This window comes from Paenibacillus sp. FSL K6-1230, from assembly GCF_038002385.1.
GTDB classification, from domain to species: Bacteria; Bacillota; Bacilli; order Paenibacillales; family Paenibacillaceae; genus Paenibacillus; species Paenibacillus massiliensis.
On sequence record NZ_JBBOCK010000001.1, the window covers coordinates 1666210 to 1692493 of the forward strand.

A 26284-nucleotide genomic window follows, 5' to 3' on the forward strand; every position below is an offset into this window, starting at 1 on the left:
AAGAGGCGGAATAGTTCCGCCTCTATTCTTCGGTTATAAGACGGTATACGATGTGATATGAAGGGAAGGCATCCATGGAACAAAATAAACAAGCCCAAGACGTAAGATGGAAAGAAAAACACTTTTGGGAAGAATGGACCGGCCGGTTATTGACGTCGGTTTGTGTCGTTTTTCTGATTGCTGTTATCATCTCTATAGTTTACTTTGTCGCTTCTAAGGGAGTGGCCACCTTCTATGTGAATGGTGTTAGTATTAAAGATTTCTTCTTCGGTTCCAAATGGGCACCGGATGGAGAGCCGAAGCTATTTGGTGCACTGCCGTTCATTACAGGCTCATTTCTGGTTACCATACTGGCGGCTTTGATCGCAAGCCCGCTTAGTCTGTGCGCCGCGCTATTCATGACAGAGATTATGCCGAAATTTGGCAAGCGCATCTTGCAGCCAGCTATTGAACTGCTCTCCGGAATTCCATCCGTTGTCTACGGATTTATCGGTCTGTCTGTACTTGTTCCGTTGCTGCGTAATATTTTTGGTGGTCAAGGGAACGGCATCTTGGCGGGCTGTCTGGTTCTGTCGATCATGATTTTGCCTACTATTACTAGTATTATGGCTGATGCGTTGGCATCACTGCCTAAAGGATTGCGCGAATCCTCCTATGCCTTGGGTGCAACCCGCTGGCAGACGATTGCACGAGTTGTTGTGCCGACGATGCTGCCTGCATTGCTGACAGGTATAGTTCTTGGTATGGCACGTGCTTTTGGAGAAGCACTCGCTGTGCAGATGGTTATTGGTAATGCACCGCATGTGCCTACATCCCTGCTGGAATCAGCTTCTACCCTGACGAGTGTCATTACCCTCAGTATGGGCAATACGGCTATGAACACGGTGCATAACAATGCTCTGTGGAGTATGGCTTTGGTTCTCCTGCTCATGACCTTTGTCTTCGTACTGCTGGTAAGAATGCTTGAAAGGAGAAACCGAATTTCATGATGAAGGCAAAAACGATAAATAAGGTCGCCACAGTAGTCATTTGTTTTTTTGCTCTACTCATTGTAGCGATTCTGGTAGGACTCATCGGTTATATTTTGTATCGAGGAATCAGTCATATTTCATGGGACTTCCTGACAAGCGCTCCTCAGACACTACGAGCTGGTGGCGGGATCGGACCACAGCTATTTAACTCGGTATTCTTGCTCATTCTGACTTTGTTGATCACCATTCCACTGGGATGGGGCGCAGGGATTTATATGGCACAATATGCAAGACCAGGTCGGGTAACGGATTTTATCCGCCTTACGGTAGAGGTGCTGTCGTCTTTCCCTTCTATTGTAATTGGTCTGTTCGGCTTGCTTCTGATTGTAAATACCTTTAACCTGGGCTTCTCTCTCTTGTCCGGTGCACTGGCGTTAGCGATCTTCAATCTACCATTGATGGTGCGTACGACAGAACAGGCGCTGCGGGCTGTACCGAAGGAGCAGAAGGAAGCGGGTCTCGCATTGGGTTTGTCCAAGTGGAAGATCATCACCTCCATTCTGATGCCAGCAGCACTGCCAAGTCTTATGACAGGTACAATCCTGTCTGCAGGCAGAATCTTCGGGGAAGCGGCTGCCTTGCTCTTTACAGCAGGTATGACGACACCTCCATTAGATTTCACGGATTGGAATCCACTGAGCCCACGGTCGCCCATTAATCCGCTGCGTCCTGCGGAGACACTTGCCGTTCATATCTGGAAGGTTAACAGTGAGGGTGTAGCACCCGATTCAGCACAGATCGCTGCAGGAGCATCTGCAGTTCTCGTTATTCTCGTGCTGGTGTTCAACCTCTCCGCTCGATTTATCGGTAAAGTAGTCTACAGAAAGCTTACAGCAGCCAAGCGCATGGATTAAAGAAAGGATGACAATACGATGGCACAACCCTTTAGTACTGAAGATTTAAGTATATATTATGGACAATTTGAAGCGGTCAAAAAGGTCAGCCTGGAGTTCCCTGCGCAGACCGTGACGGCGCTAATCGGCCCTTCTGGCTGCGGAAAGTCCACTTTCCTGCGCTCACTTAACCGGATGAACGACGAAATTGCCTCTTCTCATACCAAAGGGCATATCTGGATGGACGGGAAGGATCTGAACGATCCGTCTACCGACGTCATCAAGCTGCGTCAGCAGATCGGAATGGTATGGCAGAAGCCGAATCCGTTCTACAAATCCATCTATAACAATATTGCCTTCGGACCCCGCTACCGTGGCGTCAAGAAGAAGAGCCAGCTGGATGAGATTGTGGAGAGCAGTCTTCGTCGGGCCGCCTTGTGGGATGAGGTTAAGGATCGACTTCATGATTCGGCGCTTGCTCTGTCTGGCGGACAGCAGCAGCGTCTGTGCATCGCGCGGGCACTGTCGGTCAACCCGAGCATTCTGCTGCTTGATGAACCTGCATCTGCACTCGATCCTGTCTCGACAGGTAAGATTGAGGAGCTGATTACAGAGCTGAAGAAGGATCTGCGAATTGTAATCGTGACTCATAACATGCAGCAGGCGGCGCGGATTTCTGACTTTACGGCGTATTTTTACATCGGTACACTCGTCGAACGGAACAATACCAAGAACATGTTCACGAATCCCGAAAATGAGCTGACCCAGGAATATATTATGGGTCGATTTGGTTAAATGAGACAGGCCGCCTTTGGTGTGGCCTGTTTGTTATATAAGGTCAGTCAGATGCTTCTCTCTGGCTGGCCTATTCCGTCTTTAAGTTCATAGAATTTATGGCGTCATTCTTATTAGCTATTTTGTTCCTGGCATGCAAATATGGTTTAATGGATACATAGCTATGTAATGAGAGAACAAGCGCAGCTTGACCAAGAACAGGAGAGGGACGACATGACAGAAGAAAGAGAACAGGGGGGACGGTGGTCTTCGGTTGAACTGCGTGTGCATTACGCTGAGACTGATCAGATGGCTGTCGTATATCATGCCAATTATGTAAAATGGTTCGAAACGGGACGAACTGAAATGCTAAGAGAAGCCGGCTTGACCTACCGTATGCTGGAGGAACAGGGTGTGTTGCTTCCAGTGCTTGATTTGGCTGTTCACTATCGCCAGCCGGCACGTTATGATGACCGTATCGTTGTCTATACACGAATTAAGGATATGTCGAAATTACGACTAACCTATCAATATGAAGTAAAGCGTATAATGGATCAGAATGAGCCTTCCTTACCTAGAGAACAAGGCGAGCTGCTTGTCACGGGAGAGACATCTCATGCTTGGCTAAGCCAGGACTGGAAGCCGGTACGATTGGATAAACGGTTGCCCGAGGTGTATGAGCAATTACTCGCATTATATAAGGAAGGGGAGGAATAAGAGCATGTTAAGACCAATTTGGCTGCTAATGTTATTGATCCCCGCCGCTGAGCTGTATGGATTCATCTGGCTCAGTAATCAGATCGGTGCAGGCAAGACCATTCTACTGATGCTGTTCACGAGTATCATTGGTGTAGCTATGATGCAGTTCGAGGGACGCAAAGTCATTGCAGATGCCCAGCGCGCTATTAATCGTCAACAAATGCCTGGCAATAAGATGCTGGATGGCTTATGTGTATTTATCGGTGGTACGATGCTGCTAATCCCTGGCTTCATTACGGATATCATTGGATTTACGGTGGTGTTCCCGTTGACCCGACCCATCTATCGAATGCTGCTCTACAAATGGGTGGAGAAGAAAATGAAAAACGGCAACATCACTTTTTTTCGGCGCTTTTAAGAAGCTGCCGAATTTTTTTTTTTGACAAAATGAAAAAAAAAATTTTAAAAACTACTTACAAAAAATAAGTTTGTGTATTATAATAACAAATATACATAATGTACTAATGTGATATTTCGTACATTTGTGAATATGGCAAATGGGACTTACATACGAATCTCAAAGGAGATAGGAATATGAGCGATTTGAAAACGATAATTGAGACTAGACGGTCAGCCGTTAACTTTGTACCAGATACACCGATATCGGAGGAAGAGCTGCAGCAGATCTTTTCGCTGAATCGCTATGCACCATCCGCTTTTAATTTGCAGCACTCTCATTATATTGTTGCTACTTCGGAGGAGAGCAAGGAGAAGCTCTACCAAGCGTCCAAGCAGTACAAAGTGAAGAATGCTTCGGCTACGATAGTGGTGCTTGGAGATACGAAGGCTTATCTTCATGCGGGTGAAATTAATGTGGGTATGCTGAATCTCGGCATGATCAGTAAGCTGGATTATGACCAGGAGAATGAAGATATAACTCGTGCCTATGAGTCTGGTGGGGAAGCCTTTCAGCGTGATGAAGCTATTCGAAATGCCAGCCTGTCCGCCATGCAGCTAATGCTGATTGCTAAGGATCATGGTTGGGATACATGTCCGATGATCGGCTTTGATCCGGCAAAGGTGCAGGAACTCTTTGAAATTCCTGAGCGTTATGTACCCGTCATGCTGATTACTCTCGGCAAAAGTGTGAAGGACAAGGAGCGTCCGCGCGGATATCGCAAGCCTGTGAATCAGTATGTAAATATCAATTCATTCCAATCGCCTAATTAATACGATGGTTAGCAGGAGGGAGGCCGGAAGGCAGCTCTCCTGCTTTGTTTGTAAGCAGCTATTTTGCAGCCAAGTCCGTTACGTGTCGGGGAAGACTCATATAGCTGAAAGTTTGCTTAAATCCTCTGTATGAATATAGGTATTTGTGCCTTCCGATGATAATCTAGGTGATGAGCTAATGTATTACGTTAGTATACTTATTCGGATGGAAGGTGCGGATCAAGACATGAAAATATGGACAAAAGTAGCTACCGCTTCTCTGGCTCTGACATTGGCTGTGTCGGGAGTAGTGCTAACACAACCGGCTTATGCGGCACAGGCAACAAAAAGCTTACAGGCCGTCTACAACAATATCCAGATCGTCTACAACGGAACTCAAGTAGCGACCGAGGGGGAGCTGGAGCCGTTCCTCATCAATGGCACTACATATCTGCCACTGCGTGCCGTGGGTTCTGCCCTGGACAAGAAGGTTACTTGGGATGGTACCAATAAGCGAGTAGTCATTGAGGATACCTCGATAGCCGTAGATGAGACGACAATTACGGCCCTGAACAGTCAGATCAATACACTTCAGCAGGAGCTGACAGCATCACAGGCGCTTGTGCAGGAGAAGGATGCATCCATTGCCACGCTGAACAGCCAGATTGCCTCGTTACAATCTCAGCTGAATAGCAGTAGCAGCAGTAGCAGCATGACTGTTGCGAAGCTGGAGGATCAGTTGAATGACGATTACGAGGATTATCAATCTACGGACTCCGTTATTGATCTTAGTGGTGATGAGGATGATCTGTATCTGGAGATAACAGTGGACAGAGATGGCTGGAGCGATTTGTCTTCCAGTCAGCAGCGTAGCTATGTGCAGGATATAGTGGACGATATTCTAGATGAATATGAGGATGCGGATATTTCAGGTGAGGTGTATGATTCAACCCAATTGGCAACCATTAATGTAAGCAGCAGTGGGACGGTAAGCTTGGGTAGCACGATAGTAAGCCTGTCCGAACTTAGGGATGATCTGAATGATGATTATGGGACTTATAATGATGTGAATTTCAACATCTATCTTTCGGGTGATGAGGATGATGTTACTGTAGAGGTATACGTATATGAGGATGATTGGACAAGTCTGTCCAGCTCACGTCGTAGCTCCTTCGTGGATAATCTGATCGGCGATATCGAGGATGCTTATCCGAATGCATACATCAGTGGCTACATTTATGATGAGGATGATTCGTCTACAATTGAACGATTCAATAATTAATTCCATTGTAATAATATGAAAGTTGTAACTAGAGAGGCATCCCCGTTATTCAAGTCTAAATACGGTGGATGCCCCTTTTGTTTATTGGAGATTAGTATTCATTGAAGTAGGACTGAATTTGCGCAGGGTCATTCGTCTTGGTCAAGGCAAGCATCAATAGAATACGAGCCTTCTGTGGATTCAGAGAATCTGCTGTCACAAAATTTTTAGCCAGATCTGCGCTGCGTCCAGATACGGTACCGCTTCCTACCCGACTGGAGCGTGCGATGATGACACCCTTCTTGCCCGCATCTGTTGCACCTTCAGAGGAGGCGCTGGACATCGAGCCATTCCCACTGCCAGCTACAACAATTCCTTTGGCACCTGCTGCCACAGCGGCATCATACAAATATCGGCCGTTGTTTTGATATTCATACAAAATATCTACCTGTGGAAGCTCCGTCAGGTTCGAAATATCGAATTCAGTCTGGCTTGTATGCTTGCGAGTGGATTCATTGTAGAAGTGGATCTTCTCTCCCACAATCGCACCCAGATAGCCCTGCTCGTTGGAACGGAAGGTATCCACAGCTGTTGTATTTGTCTTGCTGATGTAGCGTGCAGCGCCAATCCGATCATTTAACATGATCATTACGCCTTTGTCTTTGGCCTCAGGGGAGCTTGCCAGTCTGACTGCATTATATAGGTTGAATGGACCATCTGCACTAATTGCGGTTGCAGGACGCATCGCGCCTACGACAACGACAGGCTTGTCACTTTTGACGACCAGATTCAGAAAATAGGCAGTCTCCTCTAGCGTGTCTGTACCATGTGTAATGACGATACCGTCCACATCATCTGATTGCAGCAGTTCATTAATACGTTTACCCATGTGCAGCAAGATGTCATTGTTAATGTTCGGACTACCCACGTTAGCTATCTGTTCTCCGCTGACATTCGCAAGCTTCTTCATCTCTGGTACAGCTTGTATAAGCGTCTGGATTCCGATTGCCCCCGCCTGATAGCCTGTAGTATCGGTATTGGAGGCTGCAGAGCCAGCGATGGTCCCTCCCGTGGCTAGGATGACTACATTAGGCAGAGATGAACGTACCTCGGCCTCCTTAACCTGAGTCACGGTCTCATTGGCGGCGGCTTCGCTAATCCATGATCCATTTACAGGTAGTAGTGAGCTTCCCAACAGAGCCGCAGTCAATAATGGAGCATATAATACATTTTTCAACTTCATCACGATTTCCCCCTAGTCAATGATGTTAATGAAAGCTTCTTTAGCTCGTATGAAATGAGTGATTGAGATGAATATGTAATACTTCTCCTCCCTTTTGTTATATTAAATGACGCTTTGAAAGCTTTAATTGCGATTATAAGAGCATTTGAAATGAAAGGTCAATATAATTGTTATATTTAATTACATTTAATGTTATATAAAATATCAAACTATTAAATTTTAGAGCACATAATCTTAAAAAGGTCATATGGTGTAGATTCGTGTCTGATCTGTAGCAAGCTTAGTCTGATTACAGTCTTCATTCGGCCTGCCAATCTATGTGTTCATTGGATTGCATCCATAAAATTCGAGTAAATAAAGATGGAAGTATGCGTGGTTTGTAAATAATAAAAAGGCCAAGTGAAAAAGCAAGGGAAATGGTGGTAATGTTAAAAAAATACATTTACACAAAATGAATATAACTTATTACCAGCATAATTCTATGACAGGATAGCCATAATCCTTGGAATTTAAGGGATATTTCTTGATAGTGTGGAGAATGAAACAGATAAGAATAAAAATGTGTATGTAGAATAGTGCAAATAAAAAAGAGTATCGGAATACAATATAAATGATGAAAAAACACCTGTTCATTTTATTTTATCAGAGCAATAAAACATTTGAATACGCATGAAGGGACTATTATTGTTCACATAACCGACAAAATCCAGTATAGTAATAAGTGATTCGAATATTGACACGATGCGTTAATAATTTTCCATTACCTTTGTGATTTGTTGAATTTTGAAAATGTTTTCATTGCAAGTCCCTTCAATCTGTTGTGAACAAAGGAGAGATGTACCTATGACTGCGACCAAAGGTCTGGAAGGTATCGTTGCAACGACCTCTTCCATAAGCTCAATCGTAGACGGTGTTCTGACGTACCGCGGATATGATATCGATGACTTGGCCGTGAATGCTGCTTTCGAAGAAGTTGCTTTTCTGCTGTGGTTCGGTAAGCTGCCAGATGCAGGCGAGCTAGAGCAGCTACGTGCTGAGCTTAGCTCTTATGCAGCCATTCCGGATGAGCTGATTGCCCAAATGAAGCTGTATCCCAAAGAAGCGGGTACTATGGCGGCATTGCGCTCTGCCGTATCTGCTCTTGCTTTGTATGACAATGAAGCGGATGACATGTCACGGGAAGCCAATGAACGGAAGGCTATCAAGCTGCAGGCTCAGCTACCGACCATCGTAGCGACAATTGCCCGTCTGCGCCAAGGACTTGACCCTGTACAGCCAAAAGAAGGCGTTTCCATCGCTGAGAACTTCCTTTATATGCTGTCAGGCAAAGAGCCCGATGCGATCGCCATCAAAGCCTTTAACCAAGCGCTGGTGCTCCACGCTGACCATGAGCTGAATGCCTCTACCTTTGCTGCCCGAGTCACAGTGGCTACACTGTCGGATATTTACTCTGGCATCACGTCTGCTATTGGTGCGCTCAAGGGGCCACTGCATGGTGGTGCGAACGAGGCCGTGGCGAAAATGCTTGATGAGATTGGCTCATTGGAGCGGGTAGAGTCCTATATTACCGAGAAGCTGAATAATCGTGACAAGATTATGGGCTTCGGGCACCGTGTATACAAGAATGGTGATCCTCGTGCCAAGCATCTTCAGAAGATGTCTCGTGAGCTGGGCGAATTGAACGGAAATACAATGCAATATGATATGTCCGTGCAGATTGAGGATATGATTACGTCCCGTAAAGGTCTGAAGCCGAATGTAGACTTCTATTCAGCTTCTGTGTATACCCAGCTTGGTATTGAGCGTGAGCTGTTCACCCCGATCTTTGCTGTGAGCCGTGTATCTGGCTGGACTGCACATATTCTGGAGCAATTCGAGGATAATCGTCTGATTCGCCCACGTGCTGAATATACAGGACCAACGAATCAAAAATATGTAACACCAGATCAACGCTAAAGCTCCAAAAACGATGGACTATGCTTGGCTGGGCTTTGATGGCTCGAATTGTGATAGAATAGTGGAGATGGCAGCGATGTGCTGTCTATGAATAGAATCACACATCGCTGACCATTCCATGCAAGAGCAGCATTGCTACAAATCTGACTAACACTAACCATTCAAGGAGGAACTAGAACTTATGTTGAAATTGGAAAAGTTTGATCTCCCTACCGAAGGCGATAAAATCACGATTGATAATGGCAAGCTGCAGGTACCAAATAACCCGGTCATTCCTTTCATTGAAGGTGACGGCACAGGCCGCGATATCTGGAAGGCTTCCAAGCGGGTGCTGGATGCTGCTGTGGAGAAGGCTTATAGCGGCTCCAAGAAGATTGCGTGGTACGAAGTATTCGCAGGTGAGAAAGCATTTAATACATACGGGGAGTGGCTTCCGAACGATACGCTGGAAGCGATTCGTGAATATATCGTAGCCATTAAAGGACCTCTGACAACTCCAATTGGCGGCGGAATCCGTTCATTGAACGTGGCGTTGCGTCAGGAGCTGGACCTGTATGTGTGCCTGCGTCCTGTACGTTACTTTGACGGGGTACCTTCTCCGGTGAAGCGTCCTGAGCTGGTAGACATGGTCATCTTCCGTGAGAATACTGAAGATATCTATGCAGGTATCGAGTATAAGGAAGGCTCCGAGGAAGTGAAGAAGGTCATCGAATTCCTGCAAAAGGAAATGAACGTGAACAAGATTCGCTTCCCTGAGACTTCTGGAATCGGCATCAAGCCGGTATCTGCTGAGGGCTCCAAGCGTCTGGTTCGTGCTGCAGTTGAGTATGCGATCGAGCATAACCGTAAGTCTGTGACACTGGTGCATAAAGGCAACATCATGAAATTCACTGAGGGTGCCTTTAAAAACTGGGGCTACGAGGTCGCTGAGCAGGAATTCGGAGATCGTGTATTCACTTGGGCACAATACGATATCATCAAAGAAAAAGACGGTGAGGAAGCAGCTAATGCAGCTCAAAAAGCCGCTGAAGAAGCTGGCAAAATCATCGTGAAGGATGCAATCGCGGATATCGCGTTGCAACAAGTTCTGACTCGTCCTGGTGAGTTCGATGTGATCGCGACATTGAATCTGAACGGGGACTACCTGTCTGATGCTCTGGCTGCACAAGTAGGAGGTATCGGAATCGCTCCAGGTGCTAATATTAACTATGTAACAGGACATGCGATCTTCGAAGCAACGCATGGTACAGCGCCGAAATATGCTGACAAAGATGTCGTGAATCCAGGCTCCGTCATTCTGTCTGGCGTCATGCTGCTTGAGCATCTGGGCTGGCAGGAAGCTGCTAACCTGATCTACAAGGGCATGGAGACATCCATTAACAATAAAACAGTTACCTACGACTTTGCTCGTCTGATGGAAGGCGCTACCCAAGTGAAATGCTCTGAGTTTGCTGACCAAATCATTAGCAACATGTAGGAGGACTTCTATCGTGACTATTCAACGTAAAAAGATCACCGTGGTTGGAGCCGGCTTCACCGGAGCGACGACTGCCCTGATGCTTGCGCAAAAAGAGCTTGGTGATGTGGTGCTGCTGGATATTCCGCAGTTGGAGAACCCCACCAAGGGCAAGGCGTTGGATATGCTCGAGGCCAGTCCGGTACAAGGCTTTGATAGCAACATTATTGGCACCTCTAATTATGAAGATGCTGCTGATTCGGATATCGTAATTATCACAGCAGGCGTAGCTCGCAAGCCCGGCATGAGTAGAGATGATCTGGTAAATACCAATGCCGGAATTGTTAAAGCTGTCTGCGAGAATGTGAAGAAATATTGCCCGAATTCCATTGTCATCCTGTTGAGCAATCCGGTGGATGCCATGACTTATGCAGCGTTCAAGACGCTTGGATTTCCTAAAAATCGAGTCATCGGTCAATCTGGCGTGCTGGATACCGCAAGGTACTGCACCTTCATTGCACAGGAGCTGAACGTATCTGTTGAAGATGTCCGAGGCTTCGTGCTTGGTGGGCACGGAGATGATATGGTACCGCTGGTCCGTTACTCCAGCGTGGGTGGTATTCCGATCGACACGTTGATCCCTGCTGAGCGCATTGATGCGATCGTGCAGCGTGCTCGAGTTGGCGGCGGTGAGATTGTGAATCTCCTTGGCAATGGTAGTGCCTACTACGCACCAGCGGCTTCGTTGGTGCAGATGGCTGAGGCCATTCTCAAGGATAAGAAACGGATCCTACCGGTCATTGCATACCTCGAAGGCGAATACGGGTATCAGGATCTATTCATGGGTGTGCCCGTCATTCTTGGCGGTGACGGCATCGAGAACATCTTTGAGCTTGAGCTGACGGCTGACGAGAAGGCTGCGCTTGACCGATCAGCGGAATCGGTTCGTGGTGTCATTGAGATCGTTACAGTGTAGAAAAAGGTATTATGAGAGTATGCCTGCACATGAGAATGTGTCGGGTATACTCTTTTCTTTTGAAATAGGCGTTGGTATAATTATTTTGATTGCAACTTTTGAGAGAATTATAGAATGTCAATGAATTTTATTACATGAAATGGAGGCCTACACAAATGGTTGTGTATTTACTGCACATGATCGGCACACTGGCCGTAGGGTTCTATCTCCTTCTGCCGCTAGTGGTGAAGTCGATGAAGAAATTGTCTGCACCTGCACAGGAAGGAAGTATGTCTGTCATCAGCATCCTGAACCGACTTGCCCAGTTCGCGCTAATCGTTCAATTGCTGACAGGTGGCTACATGCTAACGGGTGGCGGTGATCGTTACTCTGTAGCCTGGATGGTAGTTGTCATTCTGCTGCTCCTGATTATGGGAGGATTCAGCGGTATGATGGGCAAGCCCTTGCGTCTCGCGATGGAGGGTGTACGCAGTGGAGCGGATATCTCCGCGTCCCTACGTAAGATTAGTACATTCAGTATCGGAATGGCCGCGGCGCTCTTGGTCATGATATTCTTCATGGTGAATTCTTCAATTATTTAAGGAATTGCAGATAGTCTGAGCTGGAGAGGTCTTCACAGGATTCATAATTCTGTGGAGGCCTTTTTCGTATGTTTAGGTCGTTTAATCTTGTACCAAGAGGGTAAAAACATAATGAAAACGAGAGTAGACAGCATCCTTTAAAGACATCCTAATGAATCAGGACCCCAAAAGAATGAATCGAAGGAGTGAGATGATATGTCAACTCAGACGCAAAATCAGAAGCAGACCATGCCCCCACAGCATCAAAATGAACAGCCAGGTATTGAATCTAAAATGAACCCCCAGCCGGAATTCGAGAGAGCTTCCTACAAGGCAGCCGGCAAGCTTACAGGCAAAGTAGCTATTATTACTGGGGGGGACAGCGGGATTGGACGTGCCGTGGCCGTCACCTATGCCAAGGAAGGGGCTGACGTTGCTATAGTCTATCTCAGTGAGCATGGAGACGCAGAGGAGACGAAGAGGCAAGTGGAGCAGGAAGGACGTCGATGTGTCTTGATTGCTGGTGATATTGGAGATGAGAGCTTCTGTCAGCAGATCGTGAAGGAGACGATCGAGCAGCTGGGCAAGGTTGATATTCTCGTGAACAATGCAGCCGAGCAGCATCCTCAGCAGCGAATAGAGGATATTACGGCTGCACAACTGGAGAAGACCTTCCGCACTAACATATTCAGTATGTTCTATTTGACGAAGGCAGTGATGCCATTACTGAAAAAAGGCAGCACCATCATCAACACGACCTCTGTAACAGCATACCGGGGCAATCCTTCACTTATCGACTATTCTGCAACTAAGGGAGCCATTACCTCCTTCACTCGTTCCTTGTCCATGAATCTTGCAGATAAGGGAATTCGGGTGAATGCCGTGGCACCTGGACCGATCTGGACGCCGCTCATTCCATCTACCTTTGATGCCAAGACGGTCGGCGAATTCGGAGGCACCCAGCCGATGAAGCGGCCAGGGCAGCCAGAAGAGCTGGCTCCAGCTTATGTATATTTGGCTTGTGATGATTCCTCTTATGTAAGTGGTCAGGTTATGCATGTTAATGGCGGCGAGGTTATTAACGGTTAAAGGATTTTATCTTAAGCATTGAAATATAGCACCAGACACGAAGGACTCTCACTTTTTTTATTAAGTGATGGAGTCCTTCTTTTGTATGCTCGCTTGCATTTTCGCTGAACTGTCAATGGGGCTAGAGGGGTTGAGCATGTATGATTTCTGATAAGTGAGTGATATTTACATAAACTTAACAAAACTTCTGTAGCTCTTGTGGACAAAATCATTTAGAATACGAAAAGCAACGTCTAATACGAGGGAGAGACTATGAAGATTATGAGACCATTTCGTTTTCAACTTACCGCAATAATGCTGGCCTTGACGGGTATATCTGTACTGGCTGCAGGTATTGTGATGGGACATATCTTCAAAGATTCACATATTCATTCACTTGAGGAAAATATGGCCCGGGAAATAAATTTGCTTCGTAGCACGTTTCCTTTTGAATATGCATCCTCAGATACCAGTGAAGATACCAGCAAGTACTATACAAGCAAGGCCGAGGAGTTATCAGGGCTCATTCATTCCCGGATTACTTTCATCGCCAAGGATGGAACCGTCATTGGGGATTCAGAGACTAATGTGAGGCAAATGGATAACCACGCTCTCCGAGATGAGATCCGCCAGGCCAAGGAGACGGGGGTTGGCAGCTCCATTCGATATAGTGAGACGCTGGGTGAAAATATGCTGTATGTTGCTGAGCCTGTCATTACGGCAGATGGTTTTGATGGTTACATTCGTCTATCCATGAGCCTAGCCTCGGTGGAGGACGGTATGCGGCGCGCATGGACCTTTGTCATTATTGCCCTCGTTGTACTGTTCCTAGTCGTATCTCTAATCAGCTATCGTGTGGCCAAGGGATTGACTTCGCCGCTTGAGCATATTACCCGCGTCGCGAATCGAATCTCTCATCTTGATTATGATGCACGGGTGGAGCTGTCACGTAAGGATGAGGTTGGGCAGCTTGCGGATGCCATTAACGGCATGGCAGACAGTCTACAAAAGCAAATGGAGACTATTCGCGATAATGAAGGCCTGCTGCAGGGGGTCATGACGAATATGACCGGCGGGATCTTGTTGATTGATGAACACGACAACATCGCGCTGGTGAATCGGGAGACAGAGCGGATGCTGGGCATCAGCAGCCAGCGATTGACGGGAAAGCCGTTTCAGGAGCTACGCAAGCATTATGAGCTAACCAAGCTGGTAGAGGAAGGTATCAACAGCATGGAGATGCTCCGCAGTGAGGTTAGTGTCTATCATCCGAAAGAAAGGCTACTGCTTATGGATGGTGTACCTATGGCTGGCAACGATGGTGTCGAGCGAGGGATGCTGTTTCTGCTGCAGGATGTCACTGCTATTCGCCGACTTGAGAACATGCGAAGCGAATTCGTGGCGAATGTATCGCATGAGCTGAAGACGCCTATTGCGGCGGTCAAGGGCTTCGCTGAGACGCTGCTTAGCGGTGGTGTGAAGGATGAGGAGACGGCACGCTCCTTCTTACAAATTATCTATGACGAGAGTGAGCGACTGAATCGACTGATTGGTGATATTCTTGAGCTGTCTAAAATCGAATCGAAGCGCTCGCCATTGGAATGTTCACCTGTACATTTGACTACATTTTTTGAGATGCTATCAGACACGCTAGATAAAGTAGCAGAGAAAAAGCGTATTTCCCTTCATTTGGAGGTGCCAGAGGAGCTATTCATTGAGGCTGATGAGGACAAGCTGAAGCAAATTTTCCTGAATCTGCTCTCCAACAGCATTAACTACACGCTGGAGGGTGGAAGTGTTCGTCTGAAGGTGACTTCCATACCGACAGATGATGAGCCAGAGAAAGTGATTGTGGCAGTAAGCGATACGGGAATTGGAATACCGAAGAAGGATGTGCCGCGGATCTTCGAGCGCTTCTACCGTGTGGATAAAGGCCGCTCACGTAATTCCGGGGGTACAGGTCTGGGATTATCCATCGTCAAGCATTTGGTGGAGCTGCATCGCGGTACAGTCACGGTCGAAAGTGAGCTGGGAATAGGTAGTACCTTTAGTGTAGAGCTTCCCGTGATTCAGCATCAGGAATAGGTAGACAGTTGCATAATAACTTTTACACTCCGTTAACAATGCCGTGATAGAATGATGGATGTGCGAATCGTGAGCATGGGATATGGCTTGCAGACGAGGTTGCAGATGAGTTTCATCTAAATGAAGTTCATACTGTGGAATGGAGGATTTCATAATGGCACAACGCCTATTGGTTATCGAGGACGAGCCTACGCTCGCGAGATTGCTTACGTATAATTTGACACAGGAGGGCTATGAGGTAGAGGCAGTAGATCATGGTACAGCTGGCTATGAACAGGCTTCTACGGAGTCCTTCGATCTTATATTGCTGGATCTGATGCTTCCTGGAATGAATGGCTTGGATATTCTGAGTAAGCTGAGAAGCAGAGGCATTACGACCCCGATCATTATTTTGACGGCCAAAAATGGTGAAGCTGAGGTCGTTCAGGGACTGAAGTCGGGAGCAGATGATTACATTACGAAGCCGTTTGGGGTATCCGAGCTGCTGGCCAGAGTGGACGCAGTGCTGCGCCGTACCTCAGGTGACGAGGTCTTAACAAGTGAGCAGACCGAGGAGTCCCGCATCGCGCTTGGTGAGCTGGAGATCTATCCTGAGAAGTATGAGGTCATTCTCGGTGGACAGCAGATTCATTTGAGACCGAAGGAATTCGAGGTCTTACTGTATTTGTCCAAGAAGCCCGGAGTTGTGCTAACGAGAGATGATCTGATGAATGCCGTATGGGGCTTCGACTATATCGGGGGTCAACGGACGGTAGACGTTCACGTAAGCTCTTTGCGCAAGAAGCTGGAGCTGGACCCTGAGTCCGTTCATATTGATTCCATCCGTGGAGTTGGATACAAGCTGGTAGTGAATAAGAAGAGAGCATCCCAATCTTTGGTATAAGGGATGTTCTTTTTTTCTTTTCCAAGGATATCCACTATGCTTTTACATGGTGATAACAGGAAATCGAAATCCATCTAACAATGCGTGTTTACAATAGTCCCATAGACCTATATGTGAATGGAATTACATGGGAGGTTGCTAGGGAATGCCAATAATACTGGATACGCAAACGGATCTAAAGCGAAAGATGATTGGAGACTATGTGAGAGGACGGCAAGTCACCATTATTAATCTTCAAGTAACCTGTAAGGAATTACTGGATATATTCAGACAACAGCCTGAAATGCCCTGCGTACTGGTGGAGAATCAAGTAGGGGATATCCTGGGCATCATAATGAGAGAATCTTATAATCGTCATCTGGCAGGAAGGTTCGCAGCGGCATTGTTCTATGACAAGCCTGCTGCTGAATTCGTGGATCGGACTGCTCTTAAGGTAGAGACCACAGCAGCTGCGGAGGATATATTGGATCAAGTCTTACAGCGTCCAGATGCGAATTTCTATGATTGCATCATACTGCTGGGGGCTCAGCCACCTAGCGTCTTGACGCTCAGAGATGTCATGCAGGTAGCGCAGTTACTGCAGCAGGAAGCGGACGGGAGTCGGAAGCAGACGGTACAGCGTAGCTACCATCAGGTGCAGCATATTCAAGGTAATGTAGAGCAGGTATCCTGCGAGGCTAGGCAAAGCATGGAGCACAGTCAGGCGATGGAGCAGGCAGCACAGCGTGGGATGAAGAAGCTGGCTGAGGTTCAGGAATGCTATAGGGAGGTTATGGAGCAGCTGGAGAAGCAGCATACGCAGGCCCTGAGCATGAGCAACCATCTGGAGGTTATTTCCGGGATTGCTAAGGCAGTAAAGGATCTGGCAGGACAAAGTACACTGCTTGCCATTAATGCTTCCATTGAAGCTGCCCATGCTGGAGTATATGGACGCGGGTTTCAGGTTGTGTCGCAGGAGGTCAGGGGACTTGCTGCACAGACACAGGATTGCTCATCTCGCATCACTAAGCTGCTGGACGAGATCGGAGAACTGGTACGAGGACAGACAGATCTGACAAGCGAGGGTCTTCGTCAGGTAGCTAATGGATCGAAATTCGTAGATGAAGGAAATGAAGCCTTGGGGAGTATTATTCAGGCTGTTCAGCGGATGGAGCAGTTGAATCAGGATATGACACAGGCAGCGGAGCAAGCTCGTCTTACTGCGGGCCAGGTAGCTGATGAGCTTATGCAGATGAACAGAAGTACTGCGGACGCGAGCAGCTCTGCTGAGGATAAGGGTATACAGCAAGCTCAGCCAGTAGAGGAACAAAGAAACGTCTGGACTGATGATACTAAGGAAAAGAGAACAGCAGTGTCTGCGCAGCCCATTGGGCGAGTTGATGAACGGACTAGTAAGCTGACTAGTGGACAAGCTAGTAAAGATGCTAATAAAGATGCTAATAAAGATGCTAATAAACAAACAGTTGAACAATTAGGTGAAAAAGCTAGTAAAGAAGCTAGTAAAGAAGTGAAAGGGCTAGCTGATTTACAGGTGGAAGAAAAAAAGGATTGTACAACAAGTGAAGATACGAACGAAAATGCTGACAAAAAGCAAAGTGAAGAACGAGAGCTTGTTCTTATTTTACATTAAGTTAACAAATCCACTGTATTTCGTTTACACAAGGCCATTATAATCTTGATGTTATCGGTATTCGAGCTGAATGAGAACGAACTGCATACTGAAGGAGAAGCTCACATATGAATGATCCTGTGATTACGATAGAGAAGTTGAATTTGTATTATGAGAAATTTCATGCCTTGAAGGACATGTCTCTGGACGTCCCGGATAAGACTGTGACGGCATTCATCGGACCATCAGGCTGCGGGAAATCAACACTATTGCGTACACTGAACCGTATGAATGATATGATTCCAGGTACACGCATTGAAGGGTCGGTCAAGCTCTCTGGCAAGGACATCTATGCCGAGGAATTTGAGGTGGAGGAGCTGCGCAAACGGGTAGGAATGGTCTTCCAGCAGCCGAATCCTTTTCCAAAGTCGATCTACGACAATGTAGCCTATGGACCGAGACTGCACGGAATTCGCAGCAAGGAAGTGCTAGACGGTCTGGTGGAGCAGAGTCTCAAGCAAGCAGCCTTGTGGGATGAGGTCAAAGATTTCGTGAAGCGTTCGGCGCTAAGCCTCTCTGGTGGACAGCAACAGCGGCTGTGTATTGCACGTGCACTGGCGGTTCAACCGGATATTCTGCTGATGGATGAGGCGACCTCCGCACTGGACCCGATCTCCACACTGAAGATTGAAGAGCTGGTACAGCAGTTGAAGGACCAATACACAATTATTATGGTTACACATAATATGCATCAGGCAGCCCGGGTATCGGGTCAGACCGTATTTTTCTTGAATGGCGAGATTATTGAGGCTTCCGAGACCGAGTCACTATTCTCGAACCCGCAGGATTCACGCACGGAGGATTACGTGTCCGGCCGCTTTGGCTGAGTAATGGCAGAGAGGGAGGCACGCATAGGATGATACGCAGAAAGGATTTTGACGAAGGCTTGGAGGAGCTACGTACGCTCTTGCTTGAAATGGGTGGAAAAGTATCCGAGGCATTGGATCGTGCAATTACAGCCTTGGAAAAGAATGATACTGAGCTTGCACATCAGGTCGTGAGTAGTGATGCGCAGATTAATCAGATGGAGGAGCAGATTCTCGATATGGGCTCACGCCTTATCGTCACACAGCAACCTGTGGCAAAGGATCTTCGCAGAATTATTGTCTCCTTCAAAATATCCAGTGACCTGGAGCGCATGGGCGATCTGGCCCTTGATGTGGCGAAGGTCACACTTCGATTAGATGGTAAGCAAATGCTCAAGCCGCTCGCGGAGATCCAGGAGATGGCTGAGCTTGTGAAGACAATGACGAATGAAGCTATCAGCTCCTACCTGAACGAGAATACGGACCAAGCCTACAAGATGGCACAGCTCGATGACAAGGTGGATGCCTTGTACAGCCGTATGATCAGTGAGCTGTATACGTTCATCGGCGAGAACCCTTCCCAGGTATCGGAAGCTATGCTGATGCTGCTGGTCGGCAGATACATTGAGCGAATTGGTGACCATGCGACGAACATTGGTGAGAGTGCGGTATATCTCGTTACAAGCCAACGTCCAGATCTGAATCAATAGTGCACATGGAAAGACTCCTTGTCCCAAGGGGTCTTTTTCTTTATGTACTTTATGTGAGTGTTTTGAAACCTGAAAAAGAAATCAGCAACGGATAGATGGTAAAGATAATTCAGATGCTATTTGCAGGGCGGCGTGCAACCCTTTTTTTCAGGATACTCGCTGGATATGTTAAAATAGGATAAGCGTATAACGAATGAATTCGATGAGGTGCATAGCCAATGGACAAACTCATGCTTATTGACGGCAACAGTATTATATACAGAGCTTTTTTTGCAATCCCTGCGTTATCGAATTCCAGTGGACAGCAGACCAATGCGGTGTACGGATTTACGACAATGCTGCTGCGGGTGCTTGAGGAGCATAAACCTACTCATGTCCTTGTAGCCTTTGATGCAGGCAAGATAACATTCCGCCACGAGGGATATCAGGACTATAAAGGAGGGCGTGAGAAGACGCCGCCAGAGTTATCACAGCAATTTCCACTATTGAAAGAGTTACTGGATGGTCTCGGTATTGCTCAATTCGAGCTGGAAGGCTATGAGGCAGATGATATTATCGGAACGCTCAGCAAGCAGGCTGATGAAGCAGGTCATGCGGTAATTGTCGTGTCTGGCGACAAGGATATGCTTCAGCTGGCCTCGGATCAGGTGAAGATTGGCCTGACACGTAAAGGCGTTACCGAGATTGAGACCTATGGTCCAGCCGAGATTCAGGAGCGCTATGGTCTGACCCCTGCGCAGATCATTGATCTGAAGGGTCTTATGGGCGATGCATCCGACAATATTCCAGGCATTCCTGGTGTAGGCGAGAAGACCGCTCTGAAGCTGCTGCACGAGTATGGTAGTGTCGAAGAGGTGCTGTCACATACCAGTGAGTTAAAAGGGAAAATGAAGGAACGCATCGAGACTCATGCGGAGGATGCGAGACTTAGCAAGCAACTGGCTACGATCTATCGCGAGGTGCCCTTGGATAAGGGCTGGGATGGCATCGTATACAGCGGACTTAAGCAAGACACTGCAGGTCCTGCATTAGCCAAGCTGGAATTCAAATCTCTCCTGGAGCGCCTCCAGCTTTCTGGAGAGATCGTTGGTAGTGGCGGTGGGACTACACAGGCAGAAGCTGATGTAGATGTGGTTATTTTACAAGCTGACACGGTAAAGGAATTGGAGACGGCGCTCGCGCAAGGTGATGGTGGCGTTCTGCATGTGGAGTCCTACGGGGATAACCCACACCAGGCCAAGCTGATCGGCGTAGTAATCGGAGTACACGGACGACAGTATTATCTGTCGGATGAGCTACTGCAATCAGATGCGGGAATAGGAGTGCGTGAGTGGCTGGCGGATGCCGCCAAGCCGAAGCAGGGCTATGATCTGCATCGGGCTGATCTGGTGCTGCATTGGTACGGTATTCCGTTCGCGGGTGCTAAATTTGACGTGCAGCTGGCAGGCTATCTGCTGGACCCGACGGATGCGAATCAGACCTTGAGTGGACTGGCAGCTAAGCATAACCTGCCGTCGATTCGACCGGATGAAGATGTATGGGGTAAGGGTGCAAAATACAAGATTCCATCAGAGGACATTCTCGCTGATCATTTGGCTCGCAAGGCTGCCGTTGTGGGAGAACTTGTCCCTGCTCAGGAGAAGCAGCTTGAGCAGAATGGTATGAAGCAGCTCTTCCACGATATGGAGATGCCGCTGTCTCGTATTCTGGCAGATATGGAGAAGCAGGGAATCGCGGTCAACATGGATGAGCTGAAGCAGCTAGGTCATGAATTCGAGACCCAGATTGAAGCATTGGTGCAGGATATTTACCGGAATGCTGGCGTAGAGTTTAATCTGAATTCACCGAGGCAGCTAGGTGAGGTCCTATTCGACAAGCTCGGCCTTCCGGTCGTCAAGAAGACGAAGACGGGCTATTCCACGGATGCCGAAGTACTGGAGAAGCTGGCCCCATACAATGATGTCGTACAGAATATTCTGAAATACCGTCAATTGGCTAAGCTTCAATCGACCTATGTAGAGGGACTGCTGAAGGAAATTTCCGAGAAGACGGGCAAGGTGCATACCTTCTATCGGCAGACGATTGCGGCTACAGGACGATTAAGCAGTCAATTCCCGAATTTGCAAAATATTCCGATTCGTATGGAGGAGGGCCGTAAGCTGCGCAAGGTATTCGTACCTTCAGAGCCTGGATGGTCGATTCTAGCCGCGGACTATTCACAGATTGAGCTGCGTGTGCTGGCTGATATTTCTGATGATGAGCGCCTGAAGGAAGCCTTCGTGAACAATATGGACATTCATACGAAGACTGCCTCGGATGTATTCGGGGTCAAGCCTGAGGATGTGGATGCGAACATGCGAAGATCGGCCAAAGCTGTCAATTTCGGAATCGTCTATGGCATCAGCGATTACGGATTATCCCAGAATTTGAATATTACCCGTAAAGAGGCCGCGCAGTTCATTGATCAATATTTTGACGTGTTCCAGGGTGTTCGCAAATACATGGATGACATTGTGCAGGATGCCAGACGGGACGGATATGTTAAGACGCTGCTAGAACGCAGACGTTATCTCCCAGAGATCAATGCCAGCAACTTCAATCTGCGCTCGTTCGCAGAACGGACGGCGATGAACACGCCAATTCAAGGGACCGCGGCAGATATAATCAAGTTAGCCATGGTGCGGATGGATCAGGTGCTGAACGAGCGCAAGCTGCGTAGTCGTATGCTGCTGCAGGTACATGATGAGCTTGTATTTGAGGTTCCACAGGATGAGCTGGAGATTATGAAGGAGCTAGTACCTGAGACGATGGAGAAGGCTTTGAGCTTGTCCGTGCCTCTCAAGGCTGATGTGAGCTATGGAGATAACTGGTATGAGGCGAAATAGCAACCAGGCTGTTTTCGAACCTGTCCGGGTTCCAGTATAATAGAGCTTGAGGTGAAGGAATTATGCCGGAATTACCGGAAGTCGAAACTGTAAAACGAACATTGAATGAACTGGTAGTAGGGAAACAAATTGAACGAGTCTCTGTACATTTGCCGCGCATTATTCAGCGGCCTTCGGACATACAGGCATTTGCCTTCGAGCTTGCCGGGCATACGATTACTGGCGTGGAGCGTCGAGGCAAATTTTTGCGGATTCTGCTGGATGGACTTGTAGTGGTATCCCATCTGCGTATGGAGGGGCGATACGGCCTATATGCTGCGGATGAGGCAGTTGAAAAGCATACGCATGTCATTTTTCATTTTAACGATGGTACAGAGCTTCGGTATAAGGATGTGCGACAGTTCGGTACGATGCATCTGTTCAATACCGGTGAGGATCTGATATCCGCACCGCTGCATAAGCTCGGTCTGGAGCCACTGGATGAAGCGTTCACCGTGGAGGCGTTACAAGGGGCAGTCGGAAGACGCTCAACCTCCATCAAGGCAGCGCTGCTCAATCAAGCATATGTCGTTGGTATTGGGAATATTTATGTAGACGAGGCCTTGTTCAGGGCTGGGATTCACCCGTCCAAACCAGCTAATTCTTTAACTACAGAACAATTAACGTTGCTGCATAAGGCCATTGTTGGCGTACTGTCAGAATCGGTAGCTGCTGGCGGCTCTTCCGTCAAATCCTATGTGAACGGTCAGGGAGATAGCGGATCGTATCAGCATCAGCTCCAGATCTATGGCCGCAAGCAGCAGCCGTGTGTTGTCTGCCATACACCAGTAGAGAAATCCGTAGTAGCTGGTAGGGGCACGCATTATTGCCCTAAATGTCAGCCGACAGTTTAGTGGAAGTATAGGAGTGTGGAAGTGTAGAAATGATGGAAGTGCACACTGAGCCCATTTTTCTCATATAATGCCTGAGATATATAACCGAGTGCGCTATCGGGTATGTCCGGGCGCATGGCTATGGGGAGGGCTCAGGATGGGTAGTCATTGGATGTCCCTGCTGTTGCTTGCATTTGCATTAAGTCTGGATAGTTTTGGTGTCGGAGTTACATACGGCTTGCGGAAGATGAAGATTCCACTACTGTCGATTGTGATTATCTCTGTCTGCTCGGGTATGGTTATTTGGGTATCCATGCAGGTTGGTGTCATCATGCAGAAGATGCTATCTCCAACATTCACGACCTTGCTCGGAGCACTGATTCTGATTGGGATTGGCTGTTGGTCCCTGGTGCAATCTCTGATTCAAAAGCATGATGATACCTCGTCTATCTCGTTGGTGGAGCAGTCAGAGGCGCATGATGTGAACGAGCGTGCAACGGTAAAAACGAATGCGAAGGATACGTTAGGGACCGCGGTGGAGCAGACCGTTTTTTCGCTTGAGCTCCGCAAATTGGGGCTGGTCATACGTATTTTGCGTAGTCCCTCTGCAGCGGATATGGATGACTCTGGCAGCATCTCGCCACATGAAGCGGTATGGCTGGGGATCGCACTCTCCCTGGATGCTTTTGGTGCAGGGCTTGGGGCAGCTATGCTTGGTTTTGACCCTTTTTCTACAGCACTGGCTATCGCACTCTTCAGCGGGATCTTTCTCATCGGAGGAATGAAGGCAGGCTTTCGATTAACGGCCTTTCGCTTCATGCGGACGGTAGCCTCGCTGCCAGCGCTGCTCTTAATTATCATGGGCATATTGCGTCTAATGTAGTACTATGGAGATTCGAGCGTTGAGTAGGTTGCATGATTATAAGCGAAGGTATGAATTCGTACCGTGATCCGAATAAAAGTACAGTTTGAAGATTAGAATGAGGTTGAAGGCGGGTGTAAGCATGATCATCGGATTAACCGGAGGTATTGCAACCGGAAAAAGCACGGTGTCCGCTATGCTGGTGTCCAGAGGAGCCTTGCTCGTAGATGCTGATGTCATTGCCCGGGAAGTCATGCTTCCGGGGCATCCGGTCCTTGCGGCGGTCCAGGAGCGGTTCGGGACAGAAGTTATGAATGACGACGGAACCTTGAATCGCAAGGAGCTTGGACGAATTGTATTTGGAGATCAGGCCGAGCTGCAGGCGCTGAATAACATCACACATCCTGCCATTCGGCAGGAGATCAAGCAGCGGATGACGACATTTGAGCTGCAGCAGCCGGACAAGCTGGTCGTGGTGGATATTCCGCTTTTGTATGAATCCAAGCTGGACAACCTGTTCCAGGAGATTATGGTGGTATATGTTCCGCGTACGCTACAGCTCCAGCGCCTGATGGAGCGTGATGGGCTTGCGGCACTGGAGGCGGAGCAGCGACTGGCTGCACAGATGGATATAGAAGAGAAGAAGCGCAAGGCTGATATCGTAATAGATAATAGCAAGGATCTACAGTATACTGAGCAGCAGCTGGAGCAGTGGCTTCGCCACAAGAGGCTTTCATGAAGCTTTTTGCTAAAAAAAGAGTCCTGCTCATCTTGCTCGTGTCTTTTGTCGTCTTCGTGTTCCTGAGCTCTAACTGGATGGCGATTTTCTATCCGATCCGCTATAAGGATGAAATTCGGCAGTATGCGCAGACTTATGAGGTAGACCCATTTCTGGTGGCTTCGATCATTCGGGTTGAAACGAATTATAACACCAGCATGGAATCGCATAAGGGGGCTTTAGGACTGATGCAGATCATGCCTGATACCGCGCAATGGATTATGGAGCGGGCCAAGCTACCCAAGCAGCCATTGGATAGTGTGAAGCATGAGGCTGGATTGAATATTCAATTAGGTTCGTGGTACCTTCATAACTTGATGGAGCAATTTCCCGATCAGCCCGTTGCCATGATCGCCGCTTATAATGCAGGTCCAGGCAAAGTCGAGAGCTGGCTTAGCGAAGGGATATGGGATGGTCGTGAGGAGACGATACGGCAAATTCCTTACGGAGAGACAAGGCATTATGTGCAGAGGGTAACGCATTATTACCGTCAATATACGAAGATCTATGATCAGTTCTAGGGAATGGATTTCTGGAATGGTGATAAGGTTTAACGGGCTTTATGAGGGCAGTATGGTTCAAGATAATGCCATGGATAAGTTAAAAAGTGCAGGCAGGCTTATCGCCTGTCCTGCACCTTGCTTGTTATGACTTATTGAAATTGACCGGCCAGTTGTTGCTCGGCGATTGTCACCAGACGCTTGGTGATGTAACCCCCGATCGAACCGTTCTCATAAGATGTCATGTTACCTTGGTAACCATCTTGAGGAATGCTAATCCCAAGCTCTTGAGCAACCTCGTATTTCAGTTGTTCCAGTGCTCCGGACGCTTGTTTAACAACCAGATTGTTAGAGTTCCCTTGTGCCATTGTTGTTCACCTCCTCGCGGTTGGTAATTGTATTATGTGTCGATATTCGAATTTTATTAGTCTAATTAATGAAGAATTTATTGGTAAAAGGAAGTGAGTGATTGTCATGAAATGCCCTTACTGCGCTTACGCAGGAACGAAGGTGCTGGATTCCAGGCCAGCCAACGATAATAAATCCATTCGCAGACGCAGAGAATGTGAGCAGTGCGCCCGTAGATTCACGACATTCGAGATGGTGGAGGAAGCTCCATTAATGGTCGTGAAGAAGGACGGCAGCCGTGAGGAATTCAGCCGTGACAAAATGCTGCGTGGACTAGTTCGTGCCTGCGAGAAGCGCCCAGTATCAGTGGAGCAGCTTGAGCAGATCGTATCCAAGGTGGAGAATGCATTACGGAATACAGCTGCTACAGAGGTCGTCAGCCAAGAGATCGGTGAGCTTGTCATGGAGCATCTATATCCGGTGGATGAGGTGGCCTATGTTCGCTTTGCGTCGGTATATCGGCAGTTCAAGGACATCAATATGTTCATGAAGGAACTGAAATCCTTGCTGTCCAAGGAAGAGGCCGACGAATAAGCGTCGGCCCATAAATTTTGCGCTTTAAAAGTATTGACATTGCTGTGTGAAAATTATATGATATAGGAGTCGCCGATAATGGTGAGAAGTTAAAAAATACATACGGGGCCTTAGCTCAGCTGGGAGAGCGCATCGCTGGCAGCGATGAGGTCAGGGGTTCGATCCCCCTAGGCTCCATACTTAAAAGCCCGCTAGACACAAGGATTTCTGAGTGTTTAGCGGGCTT

Annotated in this window: 25 protein-coding genes and 1 tRNA gene; 24 read left to right on the plus strand and 2 right to left on the minus strand. The window is 47.7% G+C overall.

Annotated elements, in window-relative coordinates; translation table 11 throughout:
* The first annotated feature begins 74 nt into the window (after positions 1-74).
* From pstC to MKX74_RS07340, 7 genes are all read left to right on the plus strand, one after another.
* Positions 75-989 (plus strand): phosphate ABC transporter permease subunit PstC, encoded by a 915-nt coding sequence (gene pstC / locus MKX74_RS07310; RefSeq protein ID WP_025681349.1) that lies wholly within the window; start codon positions 75-77, stop codon positions 987-989.
* The gene (pstA, locus tag MKX74_RS07315; RefSeq protein ID WP_028592056.1) at positions 989-1885 is read left to right on the plus strand and encodes a phosphate ABC transporter permease PstA; all 897 of its coding nucleotides are present in this window, start codon (positions 989-991) and stop codon (positions 1883-1885) included. The genes pstC and pstA overlap by 1 nt, the downstream gene beginning before the upstream one ends.
* Before the next feature lie 18 nt (positions 1886-1903).
* Positions 1904-2659 (plus strand): phosphate ABC transporter ATP-binding protein PstB, encoded by a 756-nt coding sequence (pstB, locus tag MKX74_RS07320; protein ID WP_028592057.1) that lies wholly within the window; start codon positions 1904-1906, stop codon positions 2657-2659.
* 213 nt (positions 2660-2872) lie between these two features.
* Positions 2873-3355 (plus strand): acyl-CoA thioesterase, encoded by a 483-nt coding sequence (locus MKX74_RS07325; RefSeq protein ID WP_018886046.1) that lies wholly within the window; start codon positions 2873-2875, stop codon positions 3353-3355.
* A gap of 4 nt (positions 3356-3359) precedes the next feature.
* Entirely contained in the window at positions 3360-3755 is a 396-nt protein-coding gene (locus MKX74_RS07330) for an FxsA family protein (RefSeq protein ID WP_018886045.1), read from the plus strand.
* Between the two features lie 176 nt (positions 3756-3931).
* Positions 3932-4567 carry a nitroreductase family protein gene (locus tag MKX74_RS07335; protein ID WP_341177931.1) on the plus strand — a complete coding sequence of 212 codons (636 nt, stop codon included), beginning with the start codon at positions 3932-3934 and terminating at the stop codon, positions 4565-4567.
* A gap of 226 nt (positions 4568-4793) precedes the next feature.
* The gene (locus MKX74_RS07340) at positions 4794-5828 is read left to right on the plus strand and encodes a stalk domain-containing protein (RefSeq protein ID WP_341177932.1); all 1035 of its coding nucleotides are present in this window, start codon (positions 4794-4796) and stop codon (positions 5826-5828) included.
* A 91-nt stretch (positions 5829-5919) separates the two neighbouring features.
* Here the strand turns inward: MKX74_RS07340 and MKX74_RS07345 are convergent, their stop codons facing one another.
* Entirely contained in the window at positions 5920-7050 is a 1131-nt protein-coding gene (locus MKX74_RS07345; protein ID WP_341177933.1) for a type II asparaginase, read from the minus strand.
* An 843-nt stretch (positions 7051-7893) separates the two neighbouring features.
* On the opposite strand from MKX74_RS07345, the gene citZ reads away from it, so the two are divergent.
* The 15 genes from citZ to MKX74_RS07420 all read left to right on the plus strand — a co-directional run bounded on the left by citZ (position 7894) and on the right by MKX74_RS07420 (position 25137).
* Entirely contained in the window at positions 7894-9006 is a 1113-nt protein-coding gene (gene citZ / locus MKX74_RS07350) for a citrate synthase (RefSeq protein ID WP_341177934.1), read from the plus strand.
* Between the two features lie 181 nt (positions 9007-9187).
* Positions 9188-10483: an NADP-dependent isocitrate dehydrogenase gene (gene icd, locus MKX74_RS07355; RefSeq protein ID WP_018886040.1), complete on the plus strand. Its 1296-nt coding sequence runs from the start codon at positions 9188-9190 to the stop codon at positions 10481-10483.
* 13 nt (positions 10484-10496) lie between these two features.
* Entirely contained in the window at positions 10497-11438 is a 942-nt protein-coding gene (mdh, locus tag MKX74_RS07360; protein WP_018886039.1) for a malate dehydrogenase, read from the plus strand.
* 155 nt (positions 11439-11593) lie between these two features.
* Positions 11594-12019: a hypothetical protein gene (locus MKX74_RS07365; RefSeq protein WP_341177935.1), complete on the plus strand. Its 426-nt coding sequence runs from the start codon at positions 11594-11596 to the stop codon at positions 12017-12019.
* A gap of 195 nt (positions 12020-12214) precedes the next feature.
* Positions 12215-13087, plus strand: coding sequence for an SDR family oxidoreductase (locus tag MKX74_RS07370; protein ID WP_341177936.1), 873 nt, complete (start codon positions 12215-12217; stop codon positions 13085-13087).
* Positions 13088-13348: 261 nt separating this feature from the next.
* Positions 13349-15151 (plus strand): two-component system histidine kinase PnpS, encoded by a 1803-nt coding sequence (gene pnpS, locus MKX74_RS07375; protein WP_341180530.1) that lies wholly within the window; start codon positions 13349-13351, stop codon positions 15149-15151.
* A 154-nt stretch (positions 15152-15305) separates the two neighbouring features.
* Complete coding sequence (locus MKX74_RS07380; protein WP_341177937.1) at positions 15306-16034, plus strand: response regulator transcription factor; 729 nt, start codon at positions 15306-15308, stop codon at positions 16032-16034.
* Positions 16035-16179: 145 nt separating this feature from the next.
* Complete coding sequence (locus tag MKX74_RS07385; protein ID WP_341177938.1) at positions 16180-17664, plus strand: methyl-accepting chemotaxis protein; 1485 nt, start codon at positions 16180-16182, stop codon at positions 17662-17664.
* Positions 17665-17771: 107 nt separating this feature from the next.
* Positions 17772-18530, plus strand: coding sequence for a phosphate ABC transporter ATP-binding protein PstB (gene pstB / locus MKX74_RS07390; protein WP_133568247.1), 759 nt, complete (start codon positions 17772-17774; stop codon positions 18528-18530).
* Positions 18531-18559: 29 nt separating this feature from the next.
* Positions 18560-19219, plus strand: coding sequence for a phosphate signaling complex protein PhoU (gene phoU / locus MKX74_RS07395; RefSeq protein WP_341177939.1), 660 nt, complete (start codon positions 18560-18562; stop codon positions 19217-19219).
* A 218-nt stretch (positions 19220-19437) separates the two neighbouring features.
* Positions 19438-22104 (plus strand): DNA polymerase I, encoded by a 2667-nt coding sequence (gene polA / locus MKX74_RS07400; RefSeq protein WP_341177940.1) that lies wholly within the window; start codon positions 19438-19440, stop codon positions 22102-22104.
* A gap of 62 nt (positions 22105-22166) precedes the next feature.
* Positions 22167-22997: a DNA-formamidopyrimidine glycosylase gene (mutM, locus tag MKX74_RS07405; protein WP_018886029.1), complete on the plus strand. Its 831-nt coding sequence runs from the start codon at positions 22167-22169 to the stop codon at positions 22995-22997.
* 136 nt (positions 22998-23133) lie between these two features.
* Entirely contained in the window at positions 23134-23859 is a 726-nt protein-coding gene (locus tag MKX74_RS07410; protein ID WP_341177941.1) for an MntP/YtaF family protein, read from the plus strand.
* Between the two features lie 121 nt (positions 23860-23980).
* Positions 23981-24577 carry a dephospho-CoA kinase gene (gene coaE / locus MKX74_RS07415; RefSeq protein ID WP_341177942.1) on the plus strand — a complete coding sequence of 199 codons (597 nt, stop codon included), beginning with the start codon at positions 23981-23983 and terminating at the stop codon, positions 24575-24577.
* Positions 24574-25137 carry a lytic transglycosylase domain-containing protein gene (locus MKX74_RS07420; protein WP_028592070.1) on the plus strand — a complete coding sequence of 188 codons (564 nt, stop codon included), beginning with the start codon at positions 24574-24576 and terminating at the stop codon, positions 25135-25137. Before coaE ends, MKX74_RS07420 begins: the two co-directional genes overlap by 4 nt.
* A gap of 131 nt (positions 25138-25268) precedes the next feature.
* Here the strand turns inward: MKX74_RS07420 and MKX74_RS07425 are convergent, their stop codons facing one another.
* Positions 25269-25484, minus strand: coding sequence for an alpha/beta-type small acid-soluble spore protein (locus tag MKX74_RS07425; RefSeq protein ID WP_018886025.1), 216 nt, complete (start codon positions 25482-25484; stop codon positions 25269-25271).
* A 106-nt stretch (positions 25485-25590) separates the two neighbouring features.
* Here MKX74_RS07425 and nrdR point away from each other — a divergent pair, with 106 nt between their 5' ends.
* Together nrdR and MKX74_RS07435 are read left to right on the plus strand one after the other, a co-directional pair.
* The gene (gene nrdR / locus MKX74_RS07430) at positions 25591-26058 is read left to right on the plus strand and encodes a transcriptional regulator NrdR (RefSeq protein ID WP_018886024.1); all 468 of its coding nucleotides are present in this window, start codon (positions 25591-25593) and stop codon (positions 26056-26058) included.
* Between the two features lie 104 nt (positions 26059-26162).
* A tRNA-Ala gene (locus MKX74_RS07435) sits at positions 26163-26235 on the plus strand.
* The last annotated feature ends 49 nt before the right edge of the window (positions 26236-26284 follow it).